19 protein-coding genes are annotated in these 15,503 nt (G+C 38.3%); 6 read left to right on the forward strand and 13 right to left on the reverse strand.

All coding sequences use genetic code 11. From position 1 onward, the window contains the following. Positions 1 to 4 precede the first annotated feature (4 nt). Positions 5 to 811 carry a S1C family serine protease gene (locus tag SporoP8_RS03410; protein ID WP_085131233.1) on the forward strand — a complete coding sequence of 269 codons (807 nt, stop codon included), beginning with the start codon at positions 5 to 7 and terminating at the stop codon, positions 809 to 811. Between the two features lie 88 nt (positions 812 to 899). On the opposite strand, the gene SporoP8_RS03415 is transcribed toward SporoP8_RS03410, so the two are convergent. Next, the gene (locus SporoP8_RS03415; RefSeq protein ID WP_085131234.1) at positions 900 to 1,217 is read right to left on the reverse strand and encodes a YflT domain-containing protein; all 318 of its coding nucleotides are present in this window, start codon (positions 1,215 to 1,217) and stop codon (positions 900 to 902) included. A gap of 213 nt (positions 1,218 to 1,430) precedes the next feature. Here SporoP8_RS03415 and SporoP8_RS03420 point away from each other — a divergent pair, with 213 nt between their 5' ends. Then, entirely contained in the window at positions 1,431 to 1,808 is a 378-nt protein-coding gene (locus SporoP8_RS03420; protein ID WP_085131235.1) for a carboxymuconolactone decarboxylase family protein, read from the forward strand. Between the two features lie 46 nt (positions 1,809 to 1,854). Here SporoP8_RS03420 and SporoP8_RS03425 read toward each other — a convergent pair whose 3' ends face one another. Further along, a complete protein-coding gene (locus SporoP8_RS03425) occupies positions 1,855 to 3,000 on the reverse strand; it encodes a baeRF3 domain-containing protein (RefSeq protein ID WP_085131236.1) in 1,146 nt (381 codons plus the stop codon). 425 nt (positions 3,001 to 3,425) lie between these two features. Beyond that, the gene (gene megL / locus SporoP8_RS03430) at positions 3,426 to 4,616 is read right to left on the reverse strand and encodes a methionine gamma-lyase (RefSeq protein WP_085131237.1); all 1,191 of its coding nucleotides are present in this window, start codon (positions 4,614 to 4,616) and stop codon (positions 3,426 to 3,428) included. 456 nt (positions 4,617 to 5,072) lie between these two features. Between megL and rpsD the strand changes: the two genes are divergently transcribed. Beyond that, the gene (rpsD, locus tag SporoP8_RS03435; RefSeq protein WP_085131238.1) at positions 5,073 to 5,675 is read left to right on the forward strand and encodes a 30S ribosomal protein S4; all 603 of its coding nucleotides are present in this window, start codon (positions 5,073 to 5,075) and stop codon (positions 5,673 to 5,675) included. A 198-nt stretch (positions 5,676 to 5,873) separates the two neighbouring features. On the opposite strand, the gene SporoP8_RS03440 is transcribed toward rpsD, so the two are convergent. From SporoP8_RS03440 to SporoP8_RS03465, 6 genes are all read right to left on the reverse strand, one after another. Further along, complete coding sequence (locus SporoP8_RS03440) at positions 5,874 to 6,155, reverse strand: hypothetical protein (protein ID WP_085131239.1); 282 nt, start codon at positions 6,153 to 6,155, stop codon at positions 5,874 to 5,876. Between the two features lie 217 nt (positions 6,156 to 6,372). After that, a complete protein-coding gene (locus SporoP8_RS03445; RefSeq protein WP_085131240.1) occupies positions 6,373 to 6,996 on the reverse strand; it encodes a hypothetical protein in 624 nt (207 codons plus the stop codon). Between the two features lies 1 nt (position 6,997). Then, positions 6,998 to 7,750 carry an ImmA/IrrE family metallo-endopeptidase gene (locus SporoP8_RS03450; RefSeq protein ID WP_085131241.1) on the reverse strand — a complete coding sequence of 251 codons (753 nt, stop codon included), beginning with the start codon at positions 7,748 to 7,750 and terminating at the stop codon, positions 6,998 to 7,000. A gap of 17 nt (positions 7,751 to 7,767) precedes the next feature. Beyond that, positions 7,768 to 8,127 carry a hypothetical protein gene (locus SporoP8_RS03455; protein WP_085131242.1) on the reverse strand — a complete coding sequence of 120 codons (360 nt, stop codon included), beginning with the start codon at positions 8,125 to 8,127 and terminating at the stop codon, positions 7,768 to 7,770. Positions 8,128 to 8,432: 305 nt separating this feature from the next. Next, a complete protein-coding gene (locus tag SporoP8_RS03460) occupies positions 8,433 to 9,146 on the reverse strand; it encodes a hypothetical protein (RefSeq protein ID WP_085131243.1) in 714 nt (237 codons plus the stop codon). 174 nt (positions 9,147 to 9,320) lie between these two features. Next, positions 9,321 to 9,788: a hypothetical protein gene (locus SporoP8_RS03465; RefSeq protein WP_157111218.1), complete on the reverse strand. Its 468-nt coding sequence runs from the start codon at positions 9,786 to 9,788 to the stop codon at positions 9,321 to 9,323. 476 nt (positions 9,789 to 10,264) lie between these two features. Here SporoP8_RS03465 and SporoP8_RS16605 point away from each other — a divergent pair, with 476 nt between their 5' ends. Further along, on the forward strand, positions 10,265 to 10,957 hold the full coding sequence (locus SporoP8_RS16605; RefSeq protein WP_198166062.1) for an excalibur calcium-binding domain-containing protein: 693 nt from the start codon (positions 10,265 to 10,267) through the stop codon (positions 10,955 to 10,957). A 238-nt stretch (positions 10,958 to 11,195) separates the two neighbouring features. Further along, the gene (locus SporoP8_RS03475) at positions 11,196 to 11,393 is read left to right on the forward strand and encodes a hypothetical protein (RefSeq protein ID WP_085131245.1); all 198 of its coding nucleotides are present in this window, start codon (positions 11,196 to 11,198) and stop codon (positions 11,391 to 11,393) included. A 211-nt stretch (positions 11,394 to 11,604) separates the two neighbouring features. Here SporoP8_RS03475 and SporoP8_RS03480 read toward each other — a convergent pair whose 3' ends face one another. Together SporoP8_RS03480 and SporoP8_RS03485 are read right to left on the reverse strand one after the other, a co-directional pair. After that, positions 11,605 to 12,276, reverse strand: coding sequence for a hypothetical protein (locus SporoP8_RS03480; protein WP_085131246.1), 672 nt, complete (start codon positions 12,274 to 12,276; stop codon positions 11,605 to 11,607). A 436-nt stretch (positions 12,277 to 12,712) separates the two neighbouring features. Further along, positions 12,713 to 12,916, reverse strand: coding sequence for a hypothetical protein (locus SporoP8_RS03485; protein ID WP_085131247.1), 204 nt, complete (start codon positions 12,914 to 12,916; stop codon positions 12,713 to 12,715). A 259-nt stretch (positions 12,917 to 13,175) separates the two neighbouring features. Here SporoP8_RS03485 and SporoP8_RS03490 point away from each other — a divergent pair, with 259 nt between their 5' ends. Then, a complete protein-coding gene (locus tag SporoP8_RS03490; protein ID WP_085131248.1) occupies positions 13,176 to 13,466 on the forward strand; it encodes a hypothetical protein in 291 nt (96 codons plus the stop codon). A 217-nt stretch (positions 13,467 to 13,683) separates the two neighbouring features. Here SporoP8_RS03490 and SporoP8_RS03495 read toward each other — a convergent pair whose 3' ends face one another. Both SporoP8_RS03495 and tyrS read right to left on the reverse strand, forming a co-directional pair. Beyond that, the gene (locus SporoP8_RS03495; protein WP_085131249.1) at positions 13,684 to 13,971 is read right to left on the reverse strand and encodes a hypothetical protein; all 288 of its coding nucleotides are present in this window, start codon (positions 13,969 to 13,971) and stop codon (positions 13,684 to 13,686) included. 15 nt (positions 13,972 to 13,986) lie between these two features. Continuing rightward, on the reverse strand, positions 13,987 to 15,252 hold the full coding sequence (gene tyrS / locus SporoP8_RS03500; RefSeq protein WP_085131250.1) for a tyrosine--tRNA ligase: 1,266 nt from the start codon (positions 15,250 to 15,252) through the stop codon (positions 13,987 to 13,989). Positions 15,253 to 15,503 lie beyond the last annotated feature (251 nt).

The following is a 15,503-nucleotide window of genomic DNA, read 5'->3' on the forward strand; positions in this document are numbered from 1 at the left end:
CATAGTGGATAGCAAAGATCCGTATCAAGAAGACTTGGACGACGATGAGCTGCAAGATCTCGTACTCGAAGCGCAACGGGAAGCGTTAGAGAAAGCAGCAGCTGAAAAAAATGTCCGACGCACCTATCGTCCTTTCCCTAAGTGGATGTTTTGGATCATGGCCACTACTTTAGCACTCAGTACGTTCGCCATTGTTTTTCAGATATACTCCATTCCAGCATTGGAGTTTTTAAAAGCTTCGTCAGAGTTATCTTCAGATCCACAAATAGCAGAGTATAAAGAAGCGGTAGTTGTCGTAGCTACAGAAAATACGAAAGGTACAGGTTTTTCCATTAATGAACAAGGTACCATTCTAACGAATTATCATGTAGTTGAAGGAAATGAATCGATGATCGTCTCTTTCCCTGAAGGCGAACGATTTACCGCAAATGTCACACACGTGTTTCCAGACATCGATCTTGCGGTACTTGAAGTGAACGGAACGAATCTTCCCCACTTAACTTTAGCGAAAGAAACGACTTTTTATGATCATGAGCCGATTACGTTTATCGGAAATCCTTTGAGTTTTTCAGGAATAGCGAATAAAGGTCATACGATCGACTACACACAGCTGGCTGATTGGGATATACCTGTCGTGATGATTCAAGCGCCTGTCTATAGAGGAAATAGCGGAAGTCCTGTTATTAATGAAGAAGGCAAAGTAATCGGCATTGTGTTTGCTACATTAGATGAGGAAACGCATGGTAAAGTAGGGTTATTCATTCCTGTGGATGCTTATTATGAGGCAATAGCTAATGAAAAAAGTACGTGACTGAGAGACTTACACTTTTTACTCTTTATGTATACAAAAACAAAACCGGTCAAAGGAATCGATTCCTTTGACCGGTTTATTTACCATCTTATTTTTTAGCGACTAGTAATAGTCTACCTTTGTCTAGTTCGCTTTCGCCTTCTTCGGCTTCTGCTTTTGAAAGGCCAATCGCTTGCATCTGTGCGCGTAACGTATCGCCACGAGATGTGAACATGTTCTTCATTGTTTCGAGGAAGCCCATCTCTGCCATACCTACTTGTTCTGAATCCAATGCGTCTGAAATTTTGTCTTCACGATCTTCACTATGTGCGAAAACATAAATTTCGTCATGCGTGTAGCCTTGTGTTACTAATTCTTCAATCTTCTTTTTAGCTTGTACTGCGTTCTCTAGGAAAAACTTATCCATTTATCATTACCTCCGTTATATTTGTTTTCTGCTCTATTCATCTATACCTATTCTTAGCGATCCTTAAACAATAATGCTGAATTTCACGACCTTCGAACCATTGTCTTGTTTTAAACTGATAGATATTACATAATTTCTAGACTAGAAAACAAAATAATAGTCAGAATATGCTATACTTTCTTTATATTAAAGCGAAAACAGGGGGTTATTTCATTGTCCACACAACGTATTGAAGCTGGTCTAGAGAAAATTAAAGAGTATGTAAGTGAAGAAGAAGCCGAACGCATGATGACAGCGGATGCATTAAAAGAGTTGGCACCCGATTTACGGAAATACATAGTCGAGTTCGCGTATGGTGAAATTTATTCGCGACCAGGGCTCGACAGTAAACAAAGACAATTGGTGACTCTCGCTTCACTTGTTACTCAAGGAGCGACTACACAAATCAAAACGCATGTACAGCGTGCAGTAACGGTCGGTTTAACTAAAACGGAAATCGTGGAGAGCATGATGCAACTCATTCCATACGTTGGATTTCCACGTGTACAAACGGCGTTGACGGCAGCTAAAGAAGTACTCGAGCAAGAATAAATGACAATGAAAGCCGGCCAAGAGATTTGTCTTGGCCGGCTTTTTTTTACCATCTAAAGATCGCAGCTGCACCCGTTTCAACAGGCATCCGTTCTTTCGGAAGAACGACTACTTCGCCTCCGGTTTTAAAGACGATTTCTGCTAAGTCATCCAACACATCATCTACTGCAGATTCCTCCAGGTGTTTCGACTGAATTTCTCCTGTGTCTAGGTTGATTTTACCTGGATACAAATAATCGTCTTCCAATATAAGTCGTCTGATACGGTCTTCACTTGCCGCTTTAGCAATTTCTTCGATGTTTCCAGAAGCTTGGTCGCTCGCCTTAGCATTTTCAAAATTCTCCACTAAGTCTTTTGTTTTCTGTAAATACGTGGGTTCTACTAATTCCCAAGCCATTTTACGTAACTGCTCTAGATTCAAGGCATCAAAGTCGGACTTAATTCCATCGGCTTGCAAGTATGGATTATGACTTAACTCTTTAAACTGCGTCTGATATTCCGAAAGTGTGACTAAATATAAAGGAATTTCCATCGGCTTCGAGTAATTCTCTGCAACCGTTCGATCTACGTATCGGAAATAACGCTCAATATCGATGTCAATTTCATCTTTTTTACCCCCATGTCCATGCATCATGGCAGATCCAGCTCCACCCGAGTTACCTGTGCCTAAATGTGACTCGGTCACTTGATCACCAATCGCTTCATCTTTCGTTTTCGCCAATTCCTCGGGGATCTCTACTTCCTCTACACCATAGCGATTTCCTTCAAAAAGTTTGAATTCTTGTCTATTGACGCCGAGTAGATGATAACGGTCAGCAGATTGGAATACGCGAATAAGCGGTTTGATATGAAAACTGTCTGACACAATCGCCAATTCCGGTACAGGACGTTGTAGACGATAGGTTATGATCCGTTCCTTCGTTGCGAATAAAGCTAGTCCATCTCCTGCATGTGCCCAGAAAGGACGCTCGCCTTCCAGTTTCTCAAGTGGAGCCAATAGACTTTTCACTTCATTCGCAGAATGTTTTTTGGATAATTCTTCATGTACTGTTTGTAATAAGTTTTTAAATCGAATCGGGTCTTGTTGATTTTCAGGTCGATACCGGTGGGTCGGTTGATAAATGGAAATACATGTCTCCGCTTGCTCCCTCAAAAACTCATGAGGAAATTCGTTTACAATTTCTACGTTCATCCTAATCCCTCCAATGAAAATTTCCTGTATACAACAACAGGCTCTATTTTACTTGTTCCCTCTTCACTTGTTTGTAAACTATACGATTTCGATAGTATAGAATGTCCTTGACAAATCATTACATTCCCTGTATAGTTACTGATTGGGATTGATAACAGATCTGAAACAAGAAATGGCGTTCTGCAGATGTTTATTCGGAACACTTATTCATCACTGGCGCGACTATAGGGTCGCAAGGACGCAAAAGTAGGTAGGGTTTGCGTTGCTTAAGGGAAACAACCAGTAGAACAATGACCGCGGCAAAAGAGGTCCAATCAGAATCTACATGCTATATAAATCAACACATATAATCGTTGTCAAACGTAACATTTATTATCCTATACAAAAAGCGAGCTCCCCAATAGGGGACGCTCGCTTTTTTCAATTCACATCGCTTCAAATGCTTGATCTAAGTCTGCCATAATATCATCCATATGCTCTAGCCCTACAGATAAGCGCAGTAACGCATCAGACACACCCATCTTCTCGCGGTCTTCTTTTGGCACAGCGGAGTGTGTCATCGTCGCGGGGTGCTGCATTAGCGTCTCTGCATCGCCTAGACTCACCGCCAACTTGACGAGCGATAAATGATTCAGCAACTTCTGCGCCTCTTCTTTTCCGCCTTTGATCGTAAAGGAAATCAAACCGCCACCCATTTTCATCTGCTTCTTCGCAATCTCATACTGCGGATGCTGGTCATCAAACGGATAGAATACTTCTTCTACTTTCGGATGCTTCTGTAAATACTCAAAAAGTATCTTGGCATTGGCTGAATGTCGGTCCATTCGGATAGGTAATGTCTTAATACCGCGTAACATCAGCCACGCATCGAATGGTGAAATGATACCGCCAAAATCTTTTAACACAGTCCCACGAAGTGTCGCCATCTCGTCTGCATCTTTCCCAACGAGCAACCCTGCGATCACATCACCGTGTCCATTAATATATTTCGTTGCGCTATGAAGCACATAATCTACACCGAATGTTAAAGGTGTTTGAATATAAGGAGAGCAGAAAGTATTATCCACTACAACTTTCAAGTTATGGCGCTTGGCTACATTAACTACCGCTTCGAGATCTACCAACTCCATCGTCGGATTAATCGGCGTTTCTATATATATACATGTAGTCTCAGGCTTCACCGCTTGTTCAATCTCTTGTTCCGTTTTCATGGAGATTAAATCATGCGTGATATTATACTTCTCTTCCAATATTTTTAAGAATCCGAATGTGCACCCATAAATGCCACGCGAGCAAATCACATGATCATTGGCTTTTGTCAAATGAACGAGCACCGCACTGACCGCGGCCATCCCCGAGGCAAATGCAAGGCCTGCTGCCCCCTCTTCCATCTTGGCAATACGTTCTTCAAGCACTGCGACCGTCGGATTTCCTAAACGAGAATAAATATTCCCCGCTTCCTCACCAGCAAAACGCCGCTCTCCTTGTTCAGCCGAATCAAATACATAGGTTGAGGTTTGGTAGAGTGGCACAGCTAGACTTCCTTGATGATCTTTGCTGTCGTATCCTTCATGTATCATGGCCGTCTCTTTATGCCAATCGCTATTTTGCTTCATATTGATTCCTCCTAGTTATAACTTATTCTTGTTGCAATGAAAGCGCTTTAGTCTAGTGTACATCGATTGTTAGCAAAACGAAAGAGCAATCATTTTCATTTATTTAAATTTTTTAAAAAATGTCGATTTCCGTTCTAGGTGGATGCTTTCCACTACCATCTGCTGCGTGTTGTGGTTAGTTCATGTTGTTTTTTAAAACCGAAGTGTATTTCTTTAATTCACATTCTAGAAATGAAACGCTTGACCTAAATCCGATAAATTGGTATGCTAGGATTTGTGTAAAATATTCGCAGCAGTTATGTGTTCTGTTTTGTCCAGTCTATTCCTTTTTTAAAGGTGCACCACGTAACCTCGAGGCTGCAGGGGCGAAGTTGCAAGATTATAGAATGGCAGATGGATTGAACATATCTGGTCTTATTTTACAACAAAATAAAACCAACAGAGGAGGAGTCTCTCATGGCTCGATATACAGGTCCATCTTGGAAATTGTCACGCCGTTTAGGTATCTCACTAACAGGCACTGGTAAAGAAATTGAAAAGCGTCCATACGCACCAGGACAACACGGTCCAAACCAACGTAAAAAACTTTCCGAATACGGAATGCAATTACAGGAAAAACAAAAACTACGCTTTATGTACGGAGTAAACGAACGTCAATTCCGCACACTATTCAACAAAGCTGGTAAAATGCAAGGTATTCACGGTGAAAACTTCATGGTTCTTCTTGAAACTCGCTTAGATAACGTTGTATACCGCATGGGTCTTGCACGCACTCGTCGTGCAGCTCGTCAGCTAGTCAACCACGGTCACATCTTGGTAGACGGCAAGCGCGTTGACATCCCTTCATTCGCAGTGAAAACTGGTTCTGAAATCTCTCTTCGTGAGAAATCTCAAAACTTGACTGCTATCGAAGAAGCACTAGAAGTGAACAACTTCGTTCCAGATTTCGTAACTTTCGATAAAGAAACGAAAAAAGGTACATTCGTACGCCTTCCAGAGCGCGGCGAATTAGCTGCTGAAATCAACGAAGCATTGATCGTTGAATTCTACTCTCGTTAATAAGTTTGCATTGCAAACAGCGGTATTAAAAGCCTTAGAAACCTTGTAAATTCAGGGTTTCGGGCTTTTTTTGTTTTATTTCGATCATGCATGTAGCCCCATTAAAAAGCATGTATTTGGGGCTGAATTGGGGCTAGTTTGGGGCTAACCTTTTTTTCAGGCATAGAAAAAGCACCTCCTTAGAGATGCTTACCAAAGTTATTCTTGAAAATCTTTTCTTTCTGATAGGCTTTTCAGAATTCCGATTATCCTGTCAAAATGATCAGTACCATTGCCCACCGCATTGTTAGCAGCTTCAATCACTCTCTTGTACAAAAATTCAGGCACATTCTCTTTGTTGTCTTCCATCAGAAAAATAACCTTTGCGATCCACTCTTCATATTCTACACCCGTTACATAGCAACCGCCGTACATCGCAGGCTCTTTGTTTCTTTCAACAACAATTTGGCCATCTTCGATTAATTTATCAACTACAGACATTATGTTTCACCCCCTCACTGACAATATTCGTCAAAGAAGGTGAATTTCCTCTTTTACTGCTCATTATATACACGACCGCCTTCTATTGTTTGTAATCCAGGACAGGTCGCTCGGAGTGGGAAGGTTAAAAGAATAATTCCTACATTAAATTCGTTATACTTATAACGAAAAATGCTTCTACTGAACAATCGAGGTTCTGAGTTTAACAACATGATAATTATCTATTTGAGAAACGTCTTTGTAATTCCAAGATCTTGTTTTCCAATGTTTTTTCTTGTTTTGCTTCTTGGCGTTTTTTACCCATTACCATATTTTCCTGAATAACTTTTTGATTCAATGCCATTCGTTCAGAATCATTATCTGTGAGATCACCTGATACTTGATTCCAAGAGATTATTTCTATCCCCCTGTATTGCTCATATAAATCATCTATTTTTATTGTGTCGCTAAAAACGCCGTCCTCTGTATGTATATAAGGTATGTCTAAATGGTAAGCATATAAAAGTGACACGAATTCACCTAAATCATTTATCGTTTTCGATCGATTATCTGTATCCTCAAATCCCCACCGAATTAGTTCCTGGTCAATTATCTTTTTTGTTATAGTATCTAAACTACTACCATCCAATACAGCCAGACCTTTATTTTCATAGTCGATAAAAAATGTAGATATCTTTTGAAACCTACCATTGTCTTCTTTCCATTTTAAAATTTCATTCTTCACTACTTCAACAACACCGACAGTGCAGAATTTCTTTATGTAAGCTTCATGAACCTCACCCAAACAAACATTTACCCATATATTCGAATCGCATATACACTTGTAAGCAGGAATCGTCATGCTAACTCAACTCCTTCTCGATAAAGTCCATTATTGAAAAGACTTTACTTTTACTAATCTTATTTTCCGAATGTAATTTCTCCAATAAGATAAACAATTCTCTACTAATATATGTATTTTTAGAAGGTTGAATTAAATTAACAGAAAGGTTTAAATCTAATGTTTTTCGAATTAATTCATCTTGTCTAGCAGGTATGCCTAATGCATATCTTGATGATAGATTAGAGTTTGGGTATATCTCTATTATCTTACGAACCATTGAGGAATAACTAACCTGAAAGTAATGCTGTAATTTGATTATATGATCGTACGAAATATATTTGGCATTATTGCTATTTCTAATTCCCATCTCCCAGAGCTTTTCTGATAAGTGATTTTTATCTAGTAAAACTAACGAAGCAAAATAGTCAGCTTGGTATTCTATTTCACTATTTTCCTGTTCATTTACTATACTTACAGATCCTGTACTTTCAGTGAACCAATGATAAACTTCATGCCATAATGAGAAATTCTGCCTACCTAATACATGGTTTTTATTCACAAAAATAAAGGTATCTTCGCCAATTGTCATGCAAAATCCCGAAACTTCCAAAGGAGCTGCCGATATCAAAACGAAGATACCTAAACTTTCTATTTTACTTATGGAATTTTTCATTGGCATTTCTATAATACCTGGAAAGCTTTCTTTAAATTTTAGAAAAGTTTCCTCGGTTGCGGCTTTTAATTTTCCTTTTTTTACATTATCATTACCCAATTTACGAACCTCCACAATCAAACGTGAATATTACCGTTTAATTTTTTAAGTAACGCCACATCTAAAAAGAAGTTACTAATATTTGAGATTTTGTTTGTAATTTCATCATCTTCTTTATCGTGTACACTTCTGAAACTAATCGGTTTTACTTCTTCATCCTGCAATAGCTCATCAACTGATTTACCGATTATTTTTGAAACAACTTGATAATGCTTTGCTTTAAACCTAACTTGTTCGCCTAAAATGTCTAGGACTAACTCCTCTTCAACAGAGTATAATGAAGCGACATCTCGTAACGAAAAATCCATACTATTCAACTTAGAATTAACCAACTTAGAAAGCTGATATTGAGTATATTTTGGTACAGCAATCGCCATAACAAATTCCTCCCTCCACTTACTATCATATAGTATGATTAACTTTTTGTGAAGCATGATTAACTTAGGTGAGATATTACAGTTCATACGATAGGCTTGCCTTATTCAATCCATCTAAATACCCGATGCCATCACCATATTTGTATTTACTGCCAGATTCATTTTGCGGGATTGCTTCTCATTCTGCAAACGTTACATGATTTATCATAGCTTGTAGCACTATTTCTTCTCAAATAATAAGGACAAAAAGTGACGTAGCGCAATGCTGCCATCAAATGTTGTCCTCCGGTTGGCCAGGGGAGAGTTTATTTATTCTCATAATAGAATCTTTCGATTTCATCGTAATCAGCCAAATATCTTTGTATGGAGCCTATTAAATCTAAAACCGACCAATATTCTATTCCGTAAGAAGTAATTTTTTCAAACCCGTTTATCATATCAAAGTAGTCAATGATCTGATCTAATAATGCTAGGTGCCCTTTTATAAATATCCTGAACTCTATATCCATAATATGTTCATGGTTAATATGGTTAATATTGTCAATTTTATTCTGTGTTTCTTCGAGATAATACATCATAACATCATATTTTTCTCGGCATAAATCTAATGCTAAATTGCAATCTTTAATTTTATTTTTATCTGTTTGAGCAATATTCCCTTCAAGCTTACTATTTTGTGTTTTATTCCAATCGTAATTAAATTGCTTTAATTGAAAGTAGAGCCTTTTTGAGATGTCTAGGTAATTGTTTAAATGAAGCACCTTACTAATAAGTAAATTAACGTCTTTTTTCTTTTGCTCATTCTTTAAGCCCTTTTCAAATACTTTAATCGAGAAATAGCCTGCGATAGATGCGCCCGCGAGAGACCCAGCAAAAGTAGAAAGTGAACCTAAAAGGTTTTTATCAAATTCACTAAACACAACTCCATTATACATTCCACTAATCAAGATTCCTACGCAAGAAAATAACACTAAAACCATTATCCACAATATCTTGTTTTCTAGTTTTCTCTCATCCAAAAATTCTCTCCCTCTTCCCTCCACATCCTCCAGACTTATACCTAAAGCGGTACAAACTCATACTCTCAATGCTCTGGTAATTCCCCAACCTTGCAACTTCATCAGAATCTATATTAAACAAGTGATTGATAATTCAATTATATCAACTTCTGCACCTTATTCATCATAATTTTTCTATTTTACAATATCAGCGCCTTCTCTCACATCCCAGGGAACACCTTTCATTTCCACTATCCATGTCCCATGCTCCAGCAGCTTACTCATCCCCTCCTTTAAATCATACTCACTACGCTGCATAAACCCGCCCACATCCACAATCCAGAAAACGCTTGCCTGATCAATCATCACATTATCCCGATCCAAATCATGAATTACCAAATCATACTCATCAAACACCTTAGCAAACTCATGTAAATCCTGGCAAAACTTCTCATAATCGAACCGGATTTTAAACCAGGGAACCCACGGCCGGAAAAATAGATCGCTCCCATGAATGCGCTGCATGATGTACCATTTCCCTCGCTCGCAATAATCGTATACTTTCGTGATGAATGGTCGGCCTGCCAGCTCTTCCAAAATTATACCGTGATTCTGAAAATGATGGCCAGTGCTTACCTTGAGAACCATTTCGTTATCAAACACATATACTCTATATTCCGCACCCCATCCAATAAGTTTTAATTGTGAAGGGCAGAACACATCGTACTTAGTCGCGCACCTCTTTCTTTTCATAAATAAAGAAAGCAGCCCATTTGCAGGCTGCTCAATGTATAGTTTCTATGTTTACAGAACTTCTTTAATACATCGCACGAATACGTTCAAAACATTCCATCAATATCCTTCTATCTTCAAGCAAAAAGAAATCAGCTGTTTTGTAAAAAAGTAATTAAAGAGTATTCAGGATCAACTACTCTTCCCCTTTGTTTTAATACGACACCAGTGATTTTCGAGAAAAAACTATAATCATGATACATCCTGTCTTTCCATTGGAAATATTGACACAAATTTCATAATTAACCATTAATAATTAATGATTTTGATGTATAATTAATAAGTCGGAATTAATTAATTATTTTTATTGCTATTAATTCTCATAAAAAAACTAATGAGGTGATAATGTGCTAGCAATTGCAGCAGTAGGTATGCTTATATTTATGTTTTCATTACTTTATTTAGCCTACCATTTACTAAAAAAGATAAAAGATAGAAACCGTACTTTATCAGGTAAGATCTTCTACCCTGCCTTAACTGGTGGGCTAATATTGTTCATTATCGGAGCTGTTTATACAGATTTACATGTTAGAGCTGATCTTGAAGAAGCTCAACAGAAAAATATTGATTTGATTGCAGAAAATGAAGAATTAAACTTGTTGTATACAGAACTCCAAAAAGAAAATAAAGAATTAGTGGAAGAAAGTACAAGTGCGAATGAAGAAATTGATAATTTAACTACAAAACTGGCCAGTTCAGAAAAAACAGCAAAAGATTTAAAAGAAAAGCAAATGACTCATGATGCAAAAAGTAAGGAGTTTGAAAAGGAAATCACTGAGCTAAAGGCGAAAAACTCGAATTTGTCAGATGAAGTTAGTACTCTAAAAGATGGGGTTGCAAGCAGTAATTCACCGTCAGTCTCAAGTTTATCTAGTAACGAATCAGGATACTCTTCTAATAATTCTGTTTCAAATCCAGGCCAATCATATTATCAGAATTGCACAGCAGCAAAAGCTGCAGGAGCTGCACCTGTATATTCTGATGATCCTGGATATGGTCCCCACTTAGATCGTGATGGCGACGGCGTCGGGTGTGAATGATTTTCTTGAAGATGCAATAAAAACTATTCTCTACAATCCTATTCTCTTCTTTTAATCACTTAAATCGCTCTAACTTTTAGGGGTCACATCATGTCAGGTACCTTATTATAGTTTATTTAGTACACAAGTAATTTTTTACGATGCAAGTTCTTTATATGCTTCCATCGTATCTCACAACGATTATACGATTTTCATAATCTCCTATTCATTTAAATATAATTGCCTAGGAGGTGTTTTTTTGGATGGTAATAAAAGGTTGGCAGTTGAACTTGCTAAGGCTTTAATTCAGAATAACCATGTAAAGCCGGTTTTCAATAAGAGATACGATAGCGATACAAATATCATTGTATACACCATTGAAGAAAACGAGTTTTCCTTTAACGATATCGTATTGCATTTTGAAGAGTGTCTAAAGAAATCTAAAGAATATCACTAGAGCCTTGAATGGCTCTTTTTCTCATGGAAATACCTCTTACTTTGCAGGTGCTTCTTTCGGCTTGGCATATACAATGGTATCTAAATTATCTTTTTCAGTACTGTTCCCTTTGACTAAAGCGTTATTTATTATAGAGTACCTCCACACCAAACTTTCATAATCCGTTTAAACAATCGTAATTGCTTTTCACATTTTTTATTTATCGAATTTTTTAGTAATCATTCTCATCCATCTCAACCTCAAATATGTCTTTAATCTTCTGAGAAGCCACCCCACCATAATTCACATAACCCGTCTCCGGCCAATAAACTGATCGGGTCATACTCCCATCTACTAGTTCAATTCCGAAAAACACACGCTTTCCTTCTGTTGCACGCCTATCTGGTTCATAGGGCATTACTAGCAACTCTTCAACCAGCTGCTCCGCATGCTCGTCTGTAAACTCCCCAATGAACGATAAATCTTGCTCACTTTGCAAAATAACTCGTTGTACTTTCCCTTCTATATCTAAAAAATCTCCAACCGTTTCAGCCTTATCAGATTCGGTTGCTTCGTATACCTTCCCGTCCGCTATAATTCGGAATGCCGGATCATAGCCTTTCATCGCAAATAACTTTGTGCCTTTTTGCAAATAAGCTGCATCACCATTTTTCGTTTGATGATTCGTTCCCGCATGGCCATCCAATATATATTTTACTTCTCCTATTTCACCAGCAGTTTCCGAGTCCTTATTAAGCTTGTTTATTTCATAGTTCGCTTCATATGTCGTATCATTCCATTTCACAAAATCTACCCAGTCAATAATCGTGTTCTGCGGTGATGGATTGAAAGAGCAAGCTGTCAGCAACAATACAATGGGAAGTAGTAGCATCCGTTTTCTCATAATTCTCCACTCCTTTTGAACGTAGACGTAAATTTTGGTTTTATGTTACAAATGACTAGCACGTTGGCTTTGCACACTATATAGAGCCGAGAAGCAAAAAGGATACTACGTACGAAAACTTTTCGCAGCAAATAATGACCAACGAAATATTCGTCGTCGAGATGCTTCTCGACACTATATTTATTCTTTTATTCTTTAATTCTTTAATTTCTTAAGTTCTTTGGTTATAGGTCGTCCCAATATGATATGGTGTATCGTTTCATTTTGGTACGCTCCTTCGTTTCAATGTGATACGTCCGTTGTACCACTTAGAAACATGCAATCAACTATATTTTATTGTTTTTATTACAAAATATTAGGAAGCAAGAATTCATTATGATAAGTAAATAAATCAAATAAAAAGAACGTCCCTCGAAAGGACGCTCTGAATGACTATTTATGCTCTATCTTCCGTAACTGAAACATATTGTACGTCTCTATAAAAGAAACAATATAACGTTCCTTTACTATCCGTAAAAACAATATCATTGCTTCGGGAATTTGTTGCGATCCCTAATGCCTCTTCTTGATCTGCCGCTTCAACTGTTCGTAAAATGCTTTCAGCGCCTGCAAAGTGGTATTGTACTCTGTACTTTTTCAAACTTCTCACTTCCCTCTATCTACAGTATTCGACATAAAGAAAGAAAACCCTTTTTTGCAAGGATGTGAACACTAAGTTTTCGTGTTTTCTTAAACATTCACGGATGTCGTCCCTTAAATAACTTCTTTAGAACAATAAAAAAATAAGAATATATGTTCTATACAAGTCATTTAAAATATGGTAAGATAAAAAACAAATATAAGGTAAATGCTTCTTAAATGTGCTTATTTTATGAAAATAAAAAAATAGGAGGGTTTTCATGACAGACCGTGAACTTCTTGAACTCTTAGTCGACAAAGTTAGCAATATGGAGCGAGATGTTTCTACACTAAAGACCGATATTTCTATTATCAAAGAAGAACAAAAGTTTATGAAACAGGCAATTTCAGAACTAGATACAAGCTCCATTGCCCACATCCAGAAAGCCGATGCGTTATCTGAACAAATCTTTTACAACAAAGTAAAATCAGATGATATGCGTAAAATTCAGCGCTTACTAAACGACCACGACACAGATATCCGCATTATCAAAAAGTTGTTAACTAAATAAAAACGTATTATTTTACAGTGCTTATGCATCAAACTTCTTTGTTCGTTCAAACGAATATGACTGTTTTACATAGGCACTTTTTATGATTCCTGCTATCAGTTATACATGTTATTTCTAATACAAAAAGGCACCTCCGAGGAGATGCCCATTTGCCCATTATGAATTGCGCAACTTATCATACATTCGATCCATGATACTTACTAAAAAACCTTCATGCTTATTTAAAGCGGCTGAAGCAGCCTTCGACGATATTTTCATCTCGCATCGCTGTCGCTTGTTTGTTCGCTACGTTCCATAGTTTGAACGCTTCGACCAATTCTTGATGCTCACTGGCGAAAATGTCAGGTGGTGTTTCTTCTTTAATGGTTGTCGCCACACTAGTAAATCGCTTAGCGGCCCCTTTGACACCTTCTGGACTTTTTTCTTCAACCGCATCGATCATTTCATTAATCGCGTCGCCTATTAACCCTAATGTCATAGCGTACAGCATATACTCTTTTTTCACTTTCTTATCTCCCAGTTAAACAAACTTCACCATACTATACTTCTTTTTCCCACGTCTCACAATGGTGAATGCGTCTTCTAAACGTTGCTCTGCTCCTACTGTGAATGCTGTATCTGTAATACGCTCTCCGTTGAAAGAAATTGCGCCGTTCGTCACGTCTTCACGTGCTTGGCGTTTGGATGGAGATACACCTGCTTGCACAATGAAATCGACGATGTTTTGATCGACTTTTTCCATTTCGACAGTCGGTACGTCTTTAAACGCATCTTTCATTTCAGTAGCCGTCAATGCTTTTAAGTCTCCACTAAATAGCGCTGCTGAAATACGTAGCGCTTGATCCAGTGAGTCCTGACCGTGAACAAGACGCGTCATTTCTTCCGCTAACGTCTTCTGCGCTTTACGTAAATGTGGCTCTTCTTGTACGGTTACTTCAAGCTCTTCGATTTCTTCACGGCTTAGGAATGTGAAGATTTTCAAGTATTTCACAACGTCCGCGTCGGCTGCGTTGATCCAGAATTGATAGAACTCGTATGGCGATGTTTTCTTTGCATCGAGCCATACCGCGCCGCCAGCAGATTTACCGAATTTCGTGCCATCTGCTTTTGTTACTAATGGAATGGTAAAGCCGTATGCCTGTACTTCTTCTTCATGCATTTTGCGGATGACTTCTAGACCTGTCGTGATATTTCCCCACTGATCTGATCCACCGATTTGCACGCGGCAATTATGGTGATCGAATAAGTGATTGAAATCTGCACCTTGCATCAACATGTACGAGAATTCCGTGAAGGAAATTCCTTGATCTAAACGGGATGCCACATTATCTTTTGCTAGCATGTAATTGACGCTTAGCAATTTACCGTAGTCACGTAAGAATTCGATCAATGACATGGAACCGATCCAGTCATTATTGTTGACAAGTTTCGCACCATTTTCTGTTTGGAAATCAAAAATCATTTCTAATTGTTTTTTGATTCCGCGAACATTCGCGTCTACTTGTTCTGTCGTCTGTAATTGGCGTTCTTCAGAGCGTCCAGATGGATCTCCAATCATCCCTGTCGCGCCACCGATTAATAGAATCGGCTGGTGTCCGTGTAACTGGAAGCGACGCAATGTCAGCAACGGTACGATATGACCGATGTGCATACTATCTGCTGTTGGGTCTACCCCGCAGTATAGTGAAATCTTTTCGTCTGTTAGCAGCTTCTCAAGACCTTCTTCATTCGTCTGTTGGTATAGCAAGCCTCTCCAACGTAAATCATCCATTAATTCATTCGACATGTTTATTTCCCCCTATTTTCAACATAAAAAGTCCCCACACGATCACTAAATGATCATGCAGGGACGTTAGTTGAGTAATTATAACGCGGTACCACCCGGCTTGAGAGTAAATACTCTCCGGCTTTGAGGCGCTCGTAACGTTGCGCAAAACGTACACTCCAAAACTGTAATTCATGTATAGTGCACCGAACAGCTTCCACCAACCGCTGTCTCTCTAGAACGGAACTCACTATCATTACTTCGGTTTTTTC

It is taken from the genome of Sporosarcina ureae (assembly GCF_002101375.1).
Lineage (GTDB): Bacteria > Bacillota > Bacilli > Bacillales_A > Planococcaceae > Sporosarcina > Sporosarcina ureae_B.

Coding starts and splice junctions, on each gene's coding strand:
- rpsD (WP_085131238.1), top strand. CDS start 5,073: ATGGCTCGATATACAGGTCCATCTTGGAAATTGTCACGCCGTTTAGGT.
- SporoP8_RS03445 (WP_085131240.1), bottom strand. CDS start 6,996: ATGACGATTCCTGCTTACAAGTGTATATGCGATTCGAATATATGGGTA.
- SporoP8_RS03490 (WP_085131248.1), top strand. CDS start 13,176: ATGACAGACCGTGAACTTCTTGAACTCTTAGTCGACAAAGTTAGCAAT.
- SporoP8_RS03440 (WP_085131239.1), bottom strand. CDS start 6,155: ATGTCTGTAGTTGATAAATTAATCGAAGATGGCCAAATTGTTGTTGAA.
- megL (WP_085131237.1), bottom strand. CDS start 4,616: ATGAAGCAAAATAGCGATTGGCATAAAGAGACGGCCATGATACATGAA.
- SporoP8_RS03455 (WP_085131242.1), bottom strand. CDS start 8,127: ATGGCGATTGCTGTACCAAAATATACTCAATATCAGCTTTCTAAGTTG.
- tyrS (WP_085131250.1), bottom strand. CDS start 15,252: ATGTCGAATGAATTAATGGATGATTTACGTTGGAGAGGCTTGCTATAC.
- SporoP8_RS03480 (WP_085131246.1), bottom strand. CDS start 12,276: ATGAGAAAACGGATGCTACTACTTCCCATTGTATTGTTGCTGACAGCT.
- SporoP8_RS03415 (WP_085131234.1), bottom strand. CDS start 1,217: ATGGATAAGTTTTTCCTAGAGAACGCAGTACAAGCTAAAAAGAAGATT.
- SporoP8_RS03425 (WP_085131236.1), bottom strand. CDS start 3,000: ATGAACGTAGAAATTGTAAACGAATTTCCTCATGAGTTTTTGAGGGAG.